The following is a 15,957-nucleotide window of genomic DNA, read 5'->3' as shown; positions in this document are numbered from 1 at the left end:
CCCTTGAACACCAGCACATCGTTGCCGCAGTTGGGACACTGCCCGCCGAACACGGCGTCGATGCCGCGCAGGTTGGGCGCATCGATGGCGTCGAAGGTGCTGAAGGCGGTCTTGCACGCGCCGCACACCAGTTGCGCGGGCCGCATGCCCTCCAGTTTTGCGCGGGCCTGCTCCGCGCGTTCTGCCTGGCTGCCCCGGCGTTTTGCTTCACCCATGATGCCCTTCCTTTCTACAGCCGATTTGCTGCGCTATCTCTGATTAAGTTGATGGCCGGTCCCGCCCATCCCGCCCACCGCGCTCAGAACGGCAGCGGGCCCACCGCGGAATGCGGCGCCGCCGGCGGGAACGCGATCAGCCCGGTCTGGCGCTGCAGCGCATAGCGCACGTAGACGCCGGCATACCACTGGCGGTAGTCACGCGCGTTGTCGATGCCGAGCAGGCCGCCGACATACAGCTGTTGCGCCGCCTGGTACTCGACCGAGCCCACCAGATTGTAGGCCAGGCCGGTCTTGGACTGGCCGGAATAGACAGCGTTGGTCGAGTTGGTCAGGCCCTTGCTGTTGGCCGTGGCCACCGCCGCGTTGGCCGCCGACTGGGCTGCCGCATCGGTCGGGAAGTAATTGGAATCGTCTTCGCGGAAGGCCTGCATGCCCAGCGCGCCGCGCACATTGTAGGCCAGCCGGCCGGTGCGCCCCGTCAGTGACAGCGGCACCGTCACGGCGAAGTAAGTCTGCGGGCTGAAATAGCCGCCCTGCCCGAAGGTGAAATAGCGCAGGTTGTCGGCATAGCCCATCGACGTGAAGTTGACCCCGCTCATCAGGCGCTGGTCCGGGCTATCGATCACGCGCAGGTAGAAGCCGCCGCCGCCTTCCCAGCGCGTGTTGCGCTTGACGTCGTGGCCGGTCAGCAGGCCGTAGCCACCGTAGCCGTAGATGCCGAAGTAGCCATCGTCCCAGCCCAGGTCGGCGCGCGCGCTGCTGTTCATCACCCCGCCCCACTGCAAGCCTACGCGCTCGTCGCGCACGCCCGCGTAGGACAGCAGGCTGTCCGTCACCGGGCGGCGCGATGCGCCGAGCGACAGCGTGGTGCGCTGGCTCAGCGGCAGGTTCAGCCTGGCACCGGTGTTGACATCGGCGTAGCGAAATCCCAGCGGCGTGCTGCCGATATCGGCGGTGATGCGCTCGGACTCATACGCCACGCCGAGCGCCACGCCGAAGGCGTTCTGCGGCCCGGCCGAGGCGGATTGCAGCGGGGTGCCGGCCAGGTTGACGGGCGTGCCGTTCACCCCGTAGGCCAGCGGGCCGCCGCCGAAGCGCGAAGCATTGTTGAAGTCGCTGCCGACCGAGCCGCTGTCCAGCGCGACCGGCGTCACGCGCGCCACCAGCTTGCCGTTGCCGGCCGCGACCTTGGCTTCGGCCACGACCTGCATCTCGGTGAGCTGGCTCATGCCGGAATCGCCGTTGCGCCCCCGCAGCATGGGGCCGCCGGCGAGCGTGCTGGAGCGCTGCGATTCGATCTCGTTGAGCTCCTGCAGCGCAGTCTTCGGCCCGGTCGGATTGGCCTGCGAGTCGGCCTCGGCCAGCCACGGCGCGCGCGACTGCGCGCCGAATGGCTGGCGGGCAGGTGCGGGCGCACTGGCGGCCACTGGCGCAGGTGCGGACGCGTAGCCGCCGGCAGCCGCCGCGGCCTGCGGCACCGGATACTGGCCTTGATACTGGCCGGCACCCTGCGCCGCGGTTTGCGCCTGATATTGGGCAGGGTATTGGGCCGCATACTGAGCCGGATACTGGGCCGCCTGCTGCGCGCCCTGTGCCGCCGGATAAGCCGGATAGGCACCGTAGCCCTGCGCCGCGCCGCTGGCGGCGGTCGTGCTGCCCCGCGCAGCCTTGCCGCGCGTACTGGCGCTGGCGGCAGGGGCGCGCGCCGGCGCGGGCGCCTGTTGCGCGGGATAGTAAGCCTGCGGTGGCTGGATGGCCGGCGCCATCGCCGGCGCGGCGGCACCCACCGGTGCCGGGATGTAGGGCTGGCCATAGGCCTGGCCGCCGGTATTCATCATCACCGGCGCCGCCATGACCGCCTGGGACTGAGGCTGGGCCGCGGCCACCGGACCCGGCACGGCGAGATACGGCGCCTGCGAGCCGGGCAGCGGCAATTGCGAGCTGGAGCGCTGGCCCGGCAGCCCGACGAAGGGATTGGACGGCACGCGGTCGAAGCCCGCGCCGCCCGGGCGCCCCGCCGGCGGCGCGCCCGCCGCGGTCTCGGCCGCCACCGCGGCGCGGAAGTATTCCGCCGCGCGCGCGGTCTTGCCCTCGGCGCGGTAGAGCCGCCCGGCGGCAGTCAGCACCTTGGGCGACCTGGGCGCCTGGGCCAGGGCCATCTGCAGCGTGCCCTCGGCCCAGCTGTACTCCTTGGCCGCGGTGGCGGTGCCGATCGCGGCCAGCATCAGGTCGAGGTTGCGCGGGTCCTTTTCCAGCACGCTCTCGTACAGCGAGAGTGCCTTCTTGTTCTCGCCGGCCTGCGCGTACATGCGCGCCAGGCTGGCACGCACGGCGCTGTTGCCGGGGCGCTCGGACAGCGCCGGGGCCAGCATGTCGTACGCCGCCACCAGGTCGCCGCTCTCGGTGAGYGCGTCTGCCTGGCGCACGATATAAGCCACGCGCAGGTCGTCGTAGTCGCGCCGCTGCGACGCGCTCAGGTTGGCCGCGGCAAGCTGGCGCAGCACGCCGGCCAGCTCCACGTCCTGCCTGGTCTTGAGCAGGATGGCGGCGTACTGCAGCTGCATGCCGATATCCGGGCGCGGAGTGCGGCTCATCACGTTGCGCATCAGCGACAGCGCGCGCGCCTCGTCGCCGGCATCGGCGTAGGCCAGGGCCAGTGCGCCGAGCTGGTCGGCATCCTGCTGGGCGTAGCGCTCGGCCTCCTGCAGCACGGCCAGCGCCGCGGGCTGCTGGCCGGCCGCGGCCAGGCCGCTGGCGCGCTCGGCCTCGGCGTGCACCCACAGGCGGCGCTGCAGGGTGCCCATGTCGCGCGTGCGGTTCTGCGGCGGGATGCGCTCGAGCGCATCGAGCCCGCTCTGCCATTCGCCGGTCTCGGCCGACAGCAACGCGCTGGCGTAGAGCGCGTCGGGCATGTTCGGGTTGGACAGCAGCAGGCCGTCCATGATGCTGCGGGCCTGTTCCTTGAGCCCCATCGCGGCATAGGTGCGCGCCACGTCGAGCCGCACCCACGGATTGGTGGGGTCGGCCGCCATCGCGTCTTCGAGCGCGCGGCGCGCGCCCGCGGTATCGCCGCGCTGCAGGGCAGCGCGGGCCTGGCCGCGCGCCTCGTCGGCGCGCAGCTTGCCGAGCGAACCCACTTTTTCCTGCTGGGCCGGCGTGAGGTTCTGCACGATGGCGAGCGCCTCCGCGCTCTTGTTCTGCGCGGACAGCACGCCGACCAGCCCGCGCGTGGCGTCGGGATTGTCGGGCTGCTGCTTGAGCACGCGCCGGTAGGCGGCTTCGGCCTGCGCGTACTGGCCTTCCTCGGCCATCAGGTCGGCCAGGGCCACCTGCGCGGACGGCTCGCGCGCATCGAGCTTGATGGCGCGCTCGAGCAGGCGGCGCGCCTCGGCGCGGTTGCCGCCGTTGCGCGCAGCGGTAGCCTGCTCGGACAGCAGCCAGTAGGTGGCGCTGTTCTGCGCGCTGCGGTAGCGCCCGCCCGCGCCGCGCCTGGCGGCCTGGTCGAAGTAATCCACCGCCTCGGCGAACTTCTCCTGCTTGAGGCGCAGCACGCCCATGCCGCCGAGCGCATCGGCGTCTTCGGGGCGCTGYGCCAGCGCGGTCTGGAAGCGTTCGCCGGCACGCTCCAGATCGCCGGCATCCATGGCGTCGAAGCCCTGCTGCACGATCTGGCGTACCGGGCTCGCGCCGGCGCCAGCCACGCGCGTGGCCTCCTGCTGCTGTTGCTGCGGTGCCTTGACCGCATCGAGCTTGGCGCGGATGGTGGCGTCGTCARGATGGCCGGCCAGCCAGGCCTGGTACAGCGATACATCGGCGGGCCGGCCGCCCAGCCAGGTCAGCGCGCGCCGCCAGCTTTCGGCGGCGGGGCCGGCCACGTCAGTGCCTTTCGAGAGCGCTTCGAGCTGCCGGATGCCGTCGCGGCGGGTCGCTTCGCGGTAGGTCAGGTGCTGCGCCAGCGCGAGCTGGGCGCGGTTGTCGGACGGGTTGGCGCGCGCCAGTTGTTCGAGGCCCTTGCGCGCCTCCTCCCAACCCTGCGCGGTGCCGCCCAGCGTCTGGTAGTACTCCAGGGCCTTCTTGAGGCGCTCCAGGTATGTGCGCGCGCTGTCGGCGCGGCCGGCTTCGGCCTCGGCCACGCCCATGCCATAGAGCGCTTCAGGCTGGTTCGGGTTGAGCCGCAGGATCTTCTGCCAGGCTTCGGCGGCGCGATCGCTGCGCCCGCGTTCCTGCCAGTACCTGCCCTGGTCCACCAGCAGCTTGACCGGATCCTCCTGCGCGGCCGCGGCGGCGGCGAACGCGGCCAGCAAGCTCAGCACGAGCGTCTTCGCGCGCAGGTTCTTCGCGCCTTGCCCCAGCGTAGAAAGGGTCGCGCGTCCGTTCACGGCCGGGCGCTTGCGGTTCTGCATGTCTTCTCCCACTCCAGCTCCAGTTGGCCCGAGGGCGCGAACCGGTAGCGGCCTTCGGCAAAGCCGAGGCCGAATAGTCCTAGTACGGTGTCGTAATACGTCGCGGCGGGTTTCCCCGCGTCGAGCATGGTTTCCGCGCGCGTGCGCTGCGCCGCCGCGGCCGGCGATCCGGCCGCCTGCAGGAAGGGCACCAGCGCGGCGGAAAAACCCAGGGGGCCATCGCCCTCGAGCGCGCCGCTGTCGGCGTGCATGCGCTCGGGCGGCGCGGCGCGGCCCACCATGCGCTGCGCCTGCGGCGCCAGCGCCTTCATCAGCACGCGGCCGGCGGCATCGCCACGCGGCGTCATGCCTGCCCACAGGTAGACACGGATGGCGTCATAGCTGCTCACATCCCCCTTGAGCGGATCGGTGAGCAAGCCGTAGCCGGACGGGTCCGCGCGGTACGCCGACCAGTCCGGCACGATGCCCTGCCTGGCCACCCCTTCGACCAGCTTGCCGGTCTGCGCCGCCAGCGTGCCCCACGGGCCGGACGGGTCGGCGCCCGCCAGCCGGCGCAGCAGCGGCACCGGCAGGTAGCTGGCGTTCAGGCGCCACTGGCGCGGCCCGTCGTCCTTGCCTTCGGCGAAGCCCTGCGGGCCCGGCAGCAGCATGGCGCCGAAGCCGGGCAGCGACACCACTTCCTGCTTTGCCACGAGCTTGAGCAGCGCGCGCGCCTGCTCGGCGTAGCGCGGCTGGCGCCACAGGCGCGCGGCCTCCAGCAGCGCGAAGGCGAACCACAGGTCCGCATCCGCCGCGGGATTGGCGTCGATCACGCCCCACGAGCCGTCGGCGCGGCGGCCCCACTGCCACGCGGGCAGCTTGTCCTGCAGGTTGCCCGCGCCGAGGTTGGCGATGCTCCATTGCCAGAGGCGGTCGAAGGTGGCGCGGTCGTTGGCGACCAGCGCGAACACCATCCCGTAGGACTGGCCTTCGGAAGTGCTGTGCTGCTCGCGCGTGGACGGGTCGAGCACGCGGCCATCGCCTTGCACGAAGCGCGCCAGGAATTGCTGGTACAGCGGCCAAGGACAAGCGGCGGGCACGGCGGCGGCGGCCAGCACGGGCCAGCCGCCCAGCGCCGCCAGCGCGCCGCAGGCACCGAGTCCCGGCAGGGCCGCCAGCCAGCGCCGGCGCGGGCGATTCACCTTCACGCCTGGTCTCCCCGCTTGCGCCGGCTGGCACGCGCGCGCAGCGACAGGAACAGCAGGGCCGCCAGCAGCAGCGCGGCGCCGCCGATCATCAGCACCATGGCCAGCGGCCGCTGCGACAGCCACCACTGCACATAGGTCCACGGCGGCAGCTTGCCCACGTAGTAGTTCTGCTGGGCGGCCAGGCTATCGACTTCCTTGCCGCGTACCAGCGCCAGGCTGCCCTGCACATGGGTGACCTGGTCCGGATCGAGCAGCACTTCGGTCAGGGCCTGCAGGCCCTGCGGCGCATTGCTGGCCAGCGCCACCACGCTGCGCCCGCTCGCCAGCGGCGACTCGAACGCGCTCAGCGCGCCGTCGGTGCTGGCGCTGCTGATGGACAGGCGCGTCTCGAGCGGGCGGTTGCGCGTGCCGTCGGCGCCGTTCCACCACCCCATCACCGTGGAGACGACGTCGGTCAGCGCAAAGCGCTTCTCGTTGCCCGCCAGCGAGACCGGCATGCGCTCGGCCCATTGGGTGAACAAGGGCTGGTTCTGCGTGGTGCCGATCACCAGCAGGTCGCGCGCGGCCTGCTTGTCCACCTGCGCCGCGGCGGCCACGGCCACCCCGGTGGCGGGGTAGCCGGTGGATTCGCCCATGCGGCCCATCAGCGTCAGGTAGGCCGTGTAGTCTTCGGCACCGGGCTTGTCCGGCAGGATCACCGCGGTTTCCGAGAGATCGGCCAGGCGCGTGAACGGGAAGCCGCTGTTGCCGAACACGGCGAGGTCCGGCAGCGCGATGAAGTGCGACAGGCCGGTGACGTCGATGGTCGAGTCAGGATCGATGGCGCCCTTGACGTTGTCCAGCATCACGTCCTTGCAGGCGCCCTGCTTGAGGTAGTCGTAGTAGAAGTGGAACTGCAGCTGCGACTGCGCCGGCAGCATGAACAGCGGCAGCTCGATGCGCTCGCTCACGGGCACCGAGCCGTCCGGCAGGACCTTGGCCAGCAACTGGCCGGCACGGCCGTCCTGGTTCTTGACCGCGCGCAGCGCATAGGCGCGCAGGAACTGCCGGTTGACGTTGATGTTGAGGGTGGATTTATCCACCACGGGGCGCGGCGTGTAGCGGTACTTGAGATCGATCGGGATGCCCTTGCTGCGCCAGCCGAACAGGTCCGGCGGCAGGCGGAAGTTCACCCGCACGAGATCCGGGTTGTAGCCCGAGACATTGAGGTCGCGTACTTCGGCCAGTTCGCCGAAGCGCACCGGACGGTCGCTGCGAATCCAGTTGGGCGCATCGTACGGCACGCGCGGCGCCACGTCGTCGAGCTTGTTGATGGTGGCGCTCTGGCCGGACAACGCGCGCGCGCCCAGCGTGAGCGCGCGCGCGGCGGTCTTGAGCTCGGCGCTGTCGCGGCCCATCACCAGCAGCAGCTTGGCATTGGCATCGCCGGGATTGGGCACCACGGCGATCGACGGGCCGTTGATGGCGGGCACGGGCACGCCGGCGGGCTTTTCCTCGCTGGTGACGAACACCACGGCGTTGCCGCTGGCCGGCACCTGGTTGAGCGTGGCGGCGAACGACGCGCCGCGATAGCCGGCCAGCGCGCCGAACCACGACGACACCGTGCCCGCGGCCTCCAGCGTGGCGGCCGACGGTGCCCCCGCGAACACGAACGGCAGCTTGAGCCGGCCCACGTCGCGGCGGTCGAAGAACGGCAGCGGCAGCAGGGCCAGGTCGTTGGCCAGCGCCACCGGCGTCAGCGTGAGCTCGAGGACGCTGCTGTTGCCCACGGTGGCCCACAGGCTGGAGTGGAAGGGGTCTTCGCAGTCGGTGGTGTAGTGGCCGATCAGCTGCAGGTTGAGGCGGTTGAACTCGGTGATCAGGCGCGGCTCGATGGCCAGGTCGCGCTCCAGGCTGGTGCCCGCGGTTTCCTTGGGCACCGGGACGGTCGCGGCCACTTCGCCGTTGACCATCACGTTGATGTGCGACAGCGCCGGGATCAGCGCCGGCGAATACGTGTAGCGCAGCTTGAGCCGCGCCGCGGTGACCACCTCGTCGGCGCGGATCGAGAAAGGCACGCCGTTGATCGCGTCCACGCCGCGCAGCTGGAAGGGCGCATCGGCGCCGAGCTGCTTGAGCGTGATCTGCACCGTGCGGCTGCCGCTGCGCGGTGCGGCGGCGGCCGGCGCTGCGGCGCCGGGCGCCTGCGCCGCAACCGAGCTGCGGCTGGTGTCCGGCATGGCGGCGCGCTGCGCGCCGGCCGGGTGCGTCGCCAGCATGGCGAAGGCAAACAGGGCGCCCATGCGAGTCAGCGCGGGCAAGCGTACGGGCAGGCGTGGTGTCTTGTTCAAACGCATTCTCTTCTTGTGCCGGTGGTCCGTTGCGTGTTCTGGCCGGCGCCCGCGACAGACGGCGGGCGTGGCGCGTGGCGGCTCAGGCCGTGTCAATGGGTGGAAGCGCCGGGCTCGGGCCGGCGCAGGAGCCGGCGCATCTCGCGGCCCAGGTGGAACATCACGTTGTGGAAGCCGAGCAGGCCGATGCGCAGGATCTGGCCGGCAGCCAGGCCCGGCGCGTCCGGGCGCTTGCGGCCCCAGGAATCGATCCACGCGTCGGCGCGCGCGAAGGTGCACTGCACGAAGGCCATCTCCTCGCGCGGGCTCATCTCGCTGAGCACCAGGCCGGTGTGCGATTCACCCTGGAACACCACCTTGGCCGGGAACATGTGCTCGTCGTCCTGCAGGTACAGCGAGATCTGCACCGGCTCGCCCACGGTGGCCTTCATGCCCGGCGGCAGGCGCATGCCGATGCCGCCTTCGGCGAAATCGATGGTTTCGCACACCACGGCGCGCCCGTCGGCGAAATGCAGCGTGGCCGGCAGCTTCATCGCCACGCGATGCGCCACGCGGATCTGCCGCGTCTCGCTGGCCACCGCGATGGAGGCGCCGAGGATGATGAGGTTGTAGAACGTCCAGATCAGGTTGAGCACCACCGTGGTGGCCTCGAACTGGTTCCACAGGAACAGTCGCAGGAAACCCACCACCACGCCGAGCAGGTTGAACAGCAGCAGCACCAGGTAGGGTCGCGAGATCACCCAGTCGAAGTAGGCTTCCTCGATCACGCCGCCCTTGGGCGTGACGTTGAACTTGCCGGCGGCGGGATTGACGAAGGCCACCAGCACGGGGCGCATGATGTACCACGCCAGCACCGATTCGTAGACCTCGTTCCAGAACGAATGCCGGAACTTGCCCTGGACGCGCGAGTTGGTCATGTTCGCGTGCAGCAGGTGGGGCAGCGCGAAGATGGCGATGGTCAGCGCGGAGGCCTGGATCACGTGCGCGCCGAACAGCAGGTAGGCCAGCGGCGCGGTCAGGAACACCAGCCGTGGCAGCCCGTAGAAGAAGTGCAGCATGGCGTTGAGGTAGCACAGCCGCTGCGGGATCGACAGGCCCGGGCCGAACAGCGGGTTGTCCACCCGGCAGATCTGCGCCATGCCGCGCGCCCAGCGGATGCGCTGGCCGACGTGGCCGGACAGGCTCTCCGTGGCCAGCCCCGCCGCCTGCGGGATGGCCAGGTAGGCGGTGCCGTAGCCCTTGCGGTGCAGCTTGAGCGCGGTGTGCGCGTCCTCGGTCACGGTCTCCACCGCGATGCCGCCGACTTCCAGCAGCGGCGCGCGGCGGATGATGGCGCACGAGCCGCAGAAGAAGGTGGCATCCCACAGGTCGTTGCCGTCCTGCACCAGGCCGTAGAACAGCTCGCCCTCGTTGGGCACTTCCTGGAAGGTGCGCAGGTTCTTCTCGAACGGGTCGGGCGAGAAGAAATAGTGCGGCGTCTGCAGCATGGCCAGCTTGCGGTCCTTGAGGAACCAGCCCATGCAGATCTGCAGGAAGGAGCGGGTGGGAATGTGGTCGCAGTCGAAGATCGCCACGTACTCGCCGTGGGTGTTCTTGAGCGCCTCGTTGATATTGCCGGCCTTGGCGTGGCGGTTGTGGTTGCGGGTCACGTGGGTGACGCCGACCTTGTCGCAGAAGGCGCGGAATTCCTCGCGCCGGCCGTCGTCCAGCACATAGACGTTGATTTTGTCGCGCGGCCAGTCCAGCGACATGGCGGCGAACACGGTCGGCTTGACCACCGACAGTGGCTCGTTATACGTGGGGATGAAGATATCGACGGTGGGCCAGCTCGCGCTGTCCGCGGGCATCGGCACCGGGCGGCGCTGCAGCGGCCAGGCGGTCTGGAAGTAGCCCAGCATCAGCACGATGAAGGCATACAGCTCGGCCGCCACCAGGCCGATGCCGAAGACGGCGTCGACCCAGCCGCCCAGGCCCACGGTCTCGGTCAGGCGCCAGTACATATAGCGGCTGGACGCCGCGATCGACAACACCACCATCATCAGCGTGGCGAGGTGGCCCTTGACGCGGTTGAGCCACACGGCGAGCGCGAAGCACACCGCGGCAAAGCCGACCTGCTGCCAGAAATCGAGCGGTACCGTGATCACCAGCGCGAACATGAACAACGCGAGCACGAGCGCCAGCGCACGCACCGGGGCGCTGTTCCACAGCGGCATCTCCACGAAGGCGTTGCCGAAGCGCTGCAGCGCGGCCGACAGCGCGTTGGGATTGCCGTCGGGCTTGGTCGGGGCCTTGCCGGGGCCGCCTGCGGCGGCGGTCCGGGCTGGTCGGGCTGGCTTCACGCGGCTTCTCCGTATGCGGCCAGGGCCTGGCGCAGCCACGCCGCGCAGCGCTGCAGGTCGTGCGTGGCCTGGCTGTGGGGGTTGTATTCGAGCACGCTGCGGTCATAGGCGAGTGCCTCGGCCACCGCCTGGTCCTGGTGGATCACGCCCAGCACGCGCTCGCCCAGCTGGGCGCGCAGCACCTGCACCACGTCCTTGCCGAGCTGGCGGCTGACGTCGACCTGGTTGATCACCAGCACATGGCCCAGGTAGTCGGGCCGGCCTTCGCAATAGGTGCGGATCAGGTCTTCCATCAGCGGCATGGTGGCGTAGGAGGCGGCGTCCGGCAGCGACACCATCACGCATAGCTGCGCGCACGACAAGGCCTGCCGCATGTAGGGCGACGGCCCCGGCGGCGTATCGATCACCACCACGTCGTCGCGGCCCAGGCCGAGCGCGCCGAGCTGCGTGCGCAGCCAGCCCGGGTGGGTGGCGAGATGGGCCTCGAACGCCGAGCGGTCCGCTTCGTTGAGCGAGCCGAACGGCACTACCAGGGCGCGCGAGCGCCCGCGGTACATGCTCTGCTGCCAGGCTTCGCCGGCCAGCGTGGCGCGCGCGTGCCCGGCGACATCGTGCGGCGGCATGCCGAAATGCAGGCGCAGGGCATTCTGCGGATCGAGGTCGACGGCAAGTACGTTCTCGCCGGCCATGGCCAGCGCTTCGGCAAGGTTGGCCGACAGCGTGGTCTTGCCCACGCCGCCTTTGGCCGAGACAACAGCAATGATTTTCACGAGCGCTTCAGCCGGTCAAGGAATGAGCGGCGCGCGGGTGCGCGCTCGCTGGCGGGGGCCGGCTCCTGGCGGCCCTCGAGCCGCGCGAATACCCGGGACAGTTCCGTGTCCGCGGCAGGCGCGGGCTGGGCTGGCTGCGCCGCCTGGGCGGGCTGTGGCGGCCGGACCGGCTGGGCAGCGGGTGCCCAGAACGGAGCCGGTGACGCCTGTCCGGCATGTGCGGCATGTGCTACATGCGACGCTTGTGCCGCCTCGACGGGCTGCGCGGGTGCGGGCGTTGCCGCCACCGGCGGCGCGTCGGCCGACCACAGCGGCGCCATGCCTTGCGGCGTGCGGAAGCGCGGCTCCATCGCCGCGCCGGGCACCACCGGCGCAGCGGCTTCGGCAGGCGCCGGCGTCACGGGTGCCGCCGGCGCATAGGACTGCGGGCCGGGCGGACTGGCGGGGACCTGGGCGCGTGCCGGTTCGGCGGCGGGCGCGGCCGGCAGCGGGCTGCGCCATAACGGTGCAGCGGACGCGGGGGCGCCCTCCTGTGCCTGCGCGCCGGCCGGCTGGACCGGCGGCACCGCTGCGGCGCGGTCAACGCGCACGGCCGACAGCAGCGGCCAGCGCTCGCGGGCCTGCGTGGCGGCGTCTTCGCGCACGATCTCTTTATAGGTTTCCGTCTTGCCGCCAAAACGCTGGAACAGCTTGGACAAATCGTCTGACTGGCTCATGGTGATTGCTCACGGAAAGGGGTTGCTGGCGCTCGCGGACCGCTCCTGTCTTGCTGGCGCGCGCTGCGTCGCCTCAGCGGCCAAACCGGAATTCCACGCACCCGGTCGCATCCATCGGCGTGCTCTGGCTGACCTTCAGGGTCTCGGAAGACCCGAGCATGCGGAACCAGTGTTGATACGCACCCTCCAGGAACGCCGGCGACCAGCCATCGGCCGACTCGCCCAGCGCCGCCTTCAGCGGGGCGCAGTAATGCCGGATCAGCAGTGCGCCGCCGGCATCCTCGATGCTGGTCCAGCCCCAGTCCACGTCCAGCCAGATCTGGGCGATGGCCCGCTCGAGCTCCGCCAGCGTGGCGCAGGTGCCGGGATCGAAACGCTGGGCAAAACGCACGCCGACGCGCCACATCACCGCACGCAGGCTGGCGAGGTCCATGACCTCCCCCAGTTCTTCGGCGAGCGCCGACAATACGTCGCGCCACTGCGACGAACAGTGGCGCTCGCTGAGATATTGCAGAATTGCCTGATTCACCCCGGGTGTCCTGTTTGAAAATCGTATGCCGATATTTTTTATTGTGGGGCTTATTTTCTGTCGAACCCGGTGCGGTCGGCAAATGCTTTGCGCGCAACAATACCTCGCCGGCAGGCCATGTTTCATCCCCGCAACAATCTGACATTGTTGCCCTTGCGCGCTAAGGCGGGAGAGGCACTTCGGCCTGGCCGGCACCCGTGAAGCCACACGCGGTGCCCGTTTAGCGAGCCTGACAGTTTCCGCGCGGTGTGGGAAGCCTCCCCCTGCGGAAGCGGGGAAAGCGTGGCCGGGCGCACCCCGCAGCCGCCGGCCGGCCGCGCCGCAATATGGCAATGATTTTCCCGTGCCGCCACGCCGCTTGGCGCTGGTGTGGATTGCAATTGCCCGCATGCAGTGACGCTGCATATAAACCGGGCATGTAATTTTTTCCATCCGGCTGAATATGGCCGGTAAAAATAATTAAGGCCGGCCAGGCCGGCATCGCCTGCGCACCGGGCCGCGCCGCTCGCGCCGGGAGCCTATTCTAAAGGCCTGCGGCCGCCTTGCGGGTTGCCATGCCAGCGTCCCCGCCCATCCCTTGCAGCACCCCATCCACCGGCCAGGAGAATGCGATGACCGAGCGCAAGCAAGCCGCCACCCGGATCGAGAAGGACAGCCTTGGCGACGTGCCGGTGCCGGCCGGGCACCTGTGGGGCGCGCAGACCGAGCGTGCGCGCCAGAACTTCCGCATCGGCACCGAGAAGATGCCGCCGGGGCTGATCGAAGCCTTCGCCATCCTCAAGCTGTGCGCGGCGCGCGCCAACCGCGTGCTGGGCGTGCTCAAGCCCGAACTGGGCGACGCCATCGAGCAGGCCGCGCAGGAAATCATCGCCGGCAAGTGGCCGGAAGAATTCCCGCTCTCGGTCTGGCAGACCGGCTCGGGCACGCAGACCAATATGAACCTGAACGAGGTCATCGCCAACCGCGCGATTCAGCAGCTGGGGGGCGAGCCGGGCTCGAAGAAGCCCGTGCATCCCAATGACCACGTCAACGCCAGCCAGTCGTCCAACGACAGCTTCCCCACGGCGATGCACATCGCCGCCACGCGCGCGATCCGGCTGGAACTGCTCCCGGCGCTGGAGACCCTGCAGCAGACCTTCGGGCGCAAGGTGGCTGCCTTTGCCGACATCGTGAAGGTGGGCCGCACGCATTTGCAGGATGCCGTGCCGCTCACGCTCGGCCAGGAATTCTCCGGCTACGAAGCCCAGGTGGCCGATGCCCAGTCGCGCCTGCAGCAGGCCATGCTGCGTGCCATGCCGGTGCCCCAGGGCGGCACCGCGGTGGGCACGGGGCTGAACGCACCGCACGGCTTTGCCGCCGCCTTCGCGCGCGCGCTGGCCGACTACACCGGCCTGCCCTTCGAGCCCGCACCCAACCGCTATGCGCTGCAGGCCTCGCACGATGCGCTGGCCGATCTCTCGGGCGCGCTGAACACCACCGCTTCGTCCTTCCTCAAGATCGCGCGCGACTTCATGCTGCTGGGTTCCGGCCCGCGCGCCGGCTTTGCCGAGCTGGCGCTGCCGGCCAACGAACCCGGCTCCTCGATCATGCCGGGCAAGGTCAATCCCACCCAGGCCGAAGCGCTGGCCATGGTGTGCTGCCGGGTGATCGGCAACCACACCACCATCACCCTGGCCAACGCACTGGGCACGCTCGAACTGAATGCCTACAAGCCCGTGATCATCTACAGCCTGCTGCAATCGGTGACGCTGCTGGCCGGCGCGGCGGCAAGCTTTGCCGAGCACATGGTGGAAGGCGTGGAGGCGGACCGCGAACGGATTGCCGACCTGCTGGCTCGCTCGCTGATGCCGGTCACAGCGCTCAACCCGCATATCGGCTACGACCGCGCGGCCGAGATCGCCAGGCTGGCGGTCAGGAAGAACCTGTCGCTGCGCGAGGCAGCGCTGKCTTCCGGCCATGTCACCGCAGCCCAGTTCGACGAGTGGATCGACCTGAAGGGAATGACGAAGGAGATCTGAGGCCGGGCGCGGCACAGGCGCGGGACTAGCCCCGCTCCTGCCCCAGCTCGCACAGCGCGCAGCCCGCCACGGCCGCTCCGCAGACGAAAACCAGCGACACCAGGATCTCGAGGGCGTCGATAAAGCCGACGCTGCCCGGTGCCGCCGCCAGGATCAGGGACCAGCAGACCCAGGCGATCCAGCCCAGCGCCGCCACGGCGCTGCACACGGCCAGCGCCGTGCAGGCGCGGTGCACCGGGCGCCGCCATGCGAGCGGTGCCCGGCCGGGTTTGCGATGGGTCCGGGTTTCATGCTTGGGCGAGACGGTGTGCATCATGTCTCCCATCCGGATTGCTTGCTGCCAGGGCCGCGGGCGACGCCAGGGTCGCCAGGCTCATCTTCGACCGGGCCGCAAAGAAAAAACCCCGCGCGACGGGTGGCACGCGGGGCTGTCAGGGCACATTGGCTGTTACGCCACGGTACTGCCTGGGAGGAAGTATGGTGCGGCGAAAGCGTGCCCGCTATCGGTGAATGTCTGACAAACGAGCCGGCCAGCCGCCGGTCCCGGCAACCAGAGCGTACCCGTTTCTGCGGAGCAATCCTGCCCGGTGGCAGCGCCGGCGGCCGTGCCGCTTTCTGGTCGCCTTGCGGCGCTCGCCGGACGGTTTCGCGTCCGGATGCGGGGCGCTCTGCAGCGCTCCCGGCCCCGCGCTTGCGCCAAAGCGTACCCGTTTCTGCGTGGGTCTCAGCCGATGGCCCCGCCGCCGTCGACCAGCACCGTCGAGCCGGTAGCGTAACCCGTGCCGGCCAGGTAGATGATGGCGTTGGCCACGTCTTCCGGCCGGCCGACGCGTTGCGCCGGCAGGCGCTCGCCTGCGCTCTTGTACATCGCCTCGCGCGCGGCCGCATCGAGCTTGTCCCACAGCGGCGTGGCGATCAGCCCCGGCGACACGGTATTGACCCGCACCGGCGACAGCTCCACTGCCAGCCCGCGGCCCAGCGATTCCAGCGCGGCGTTGATGGCGCCCTGCAGTACCGAGGACTTGCTTGGCCGCACCGACAGGAAGCCGGACACCAGCGTCAGCGAGCCGCCCGGCCTCACGGGCACCAGCCGCGCCACGCGGTAGGCACCCCAGAACTTGCTGTTCATGGCGGCATAGGCGTCGCCCAGCGGCAACTGGCGCACCCCGCCGGTGGGCGTCTGCGCGGCCGAGATCACCACGTGGTCCCAGGCCTCGGCGCCACGCATGAACTGCTCGACGCTGGCATCGTCGGTGATGTCGATCACGGCACCCGATACCCTGCCGGCGCCGATCCCGCGCGCGGCCGCATCGACCTTTTCCTTCGAGCGCGACGCGATGGTCACACGCGCGCCGTGGGCGGCGAAGGCGCTGGCTGCGGCCAGGCCGATGCCGGAACTGCCGCCAACCACCAGCACCCTGGCGTCTTTGAATTCGGGAAACATGGC

Annotated in this window: 11 protein-coding genes; 1 reads left to right on the top strand and 10 read right to left on the bottom strand. The window is 70.2% G+C overall.

Features of this window, described 5'->3' with window-relative positions; translation table 11 throughout:
• The 8 genes from AC1DO7_RS21900 to bcsD all read right to left on the bottom strand — a co-directional run.
• Positions 1-215: hypothetical protein (locus tag AC1DO7_RS21900; RefSeq protein ID WP_477116558.1), on the bottom strand; the 215-nt coding region annotated here is incomplete at its 3' end.
• A gap of 83 nt (positions 216-298) precedes the next feature.
• Positions 299-4,621, bottom strand: coding sequence for a cellulose synthase subunit BcsC-related outer membrane protein (locus tag AC1DO7_RS21895; RefSeq protein ID WP_477116557.1), 4,323 nt, complete (start codon positions 4,619-4,621; stop codon positions 299-301).
• Positions 4,594-5,808: a cellulose synthase complex periplasmic endoglucanase BcsZ gene (gene bcsZ, locus AC1DO7_RS21890; RefSeq protein ID WP_441611829.1), complete on the bottom strand. Its 1,215-nt coding sequence runs from the start codon at positions 5,806-5,808 to the stop codon at positions 4,594-4,596. Before bcsZ ends, AC1DO7_RS21895 begins: the two co-directional genes overlap by 28 nt.
• On the bottom strand, positions 5,805-8,144 hold the full coding sequence (bcsB, locus tag AC1DO7_RS21885; RefSeq protein ID WP_441611828.1) for a cellulose biosynthesis cyclic di-GMP-binding regulatory protein BcsB: 2,340 nt from the start codon (positions 8,142-8,144) through the stop codon (positions 5,805-5,807). The genes bcsZ and bcsB overlap by 4 nt, the downstream gene beginning before the upstream one ends.
• Before the next feature lie 86 nt (positions 8,145-8,230).
• A complete protein-coding gene (bcsA, locus tag AC1DO7_RS21880) occupies positions 8,231-10,393 on the bottom strand; it encodes a UDP-forming cellulose synthase catalytic subunit (RefSeq protein WP_441649667.1) in 2,163 nt (720 codons plus the stop codon).
• An 80-nt stretch (positions 10,394-10,473) separates the two neighbouring features.
• Positions 10,474-11,247 (bottom strand): cellulose biosynthesis protein BcsQ, encoded by a 774-nt coding sequence (bcsQ, locus tag AC1DO7_RS21875; RefSeq protein WP_441611827.1) that lies wholly within the window; start codon positions 11,245-11,247, stop codon positions 10,474-10,476.
• Complete coding sequence (bcsP, locus tag AC1DO7_RS21870) at positions 11,244-11,963, bottom strand: cellulose biosynthesis protein BcsP (protein WP_441611826.1); 720 nt, start codon at positions 11,961-11,963, stop codon at positions 11,244-11,246. Before bcsP ends, bcsQ begins: the two co-directional genes overlap by 4 nt.
• A gap of 73 nt (positions 11,964-12,036) precedes the next feature.
• Positions 12,037-12,492 (bottom strand): cellulose biosynthesis protein BcsD, encoded by a 456-nt coding sequence (gene bcsD, locus AC1DO7_RS21865; RefSeq protein ID WP_441611825.1) that lies wholly within the window; start codon positions 12,490-12,492, stop codon positions 12,037-12,039.
• A 611-nt stretch (positions 12,493-13,103) separates the two neighbouring features.
• Between bcsD and AC1DO7_RS21860 the strand changes: the two genes are divergently transcribed.
• Complete coding sequence (locus AC1DO7_RS21860; RefSeq protein ID WP_477116556.1) at positions 13,104-14,510, top strand: class II fumarate hydratase; 1,407 nt, start codon at positions 13,104-13,106, stop codon at positions 14,508-14,510.
• A 25-nt stretch (positions 14,511-14,535) separates the two neighbouring features.
• On the opposite strand, the gene AC1DO7_RS21855 is transcribed toward AC1DO7_RS21860, so the two are convergent.
• Together AC1DO7_RS21855 and AC1DO7_RS21850 are read right to left on the bottom strand one after the other, a co-directional pair.
• Entirely contained in the window at positions 14,536-14,826 is a 291-nt protein-coding gene (locus AC1DO7_RS21855; RefSeq protein WP_441611823.1) for a hypothetical protein, read from the bottom strand.
• A 408-nt stretch (positions 14,827-15,234) separates the two neighbouring features.
• Positions 15,235-15,954: an SDR family oxidoreductase gene (locus AC1DO7_RS21850; RefSeq protein ID WP_441611821.1), complete on the bottom strand. Its 720-nt coding sequence runs from the start codon at positions 15,952-15,954 to the stop codon at positions 15,235-15,237.
• Positions 15,955-15,957: the final 3 nt, after the last annotated feature.

Source organism: Cupriavidus sp. 05N40, from assembly GCF_056397305.1.
This window is presented reverse-complemented; position numbering and strand designations above follow the sequence as displayed.

What these genes read in the sequence shown, in the direction of transcription:
- bcsB (WP_441611828.1), bottom strand. Translation starts at nt 8,144, where the DNA reads ATGCGTTTGAACAAGACACCACGCCTGCCCGTACGCTTGCCCGCGCTG.
- AC1DO7_RS21855 (WP_441611823.1), bottom strand. Translation starts at nt 14,826, where the DNA reads ATGATGCACACCGTCTCGCCCAAGCATGAAACCCGGACCCATCGCAAA.
- bcsP (WP_441611826.1), bottom strand. Translation starts at nt 11,963, where the DNA reads ATGAGCCAGTCAGACGATTTGTCCAAGCTGTTCCAGCGTTTTGGCGGC.
- AC1DO7_RS21850 (WP_441611821.1), bottom strand. Translation starts at nt 15,954, where the DNA reads ATGTTTCCCGAATTCAAAGACGCCAGGGTGCTGGTGGTTGGCGGCAGT.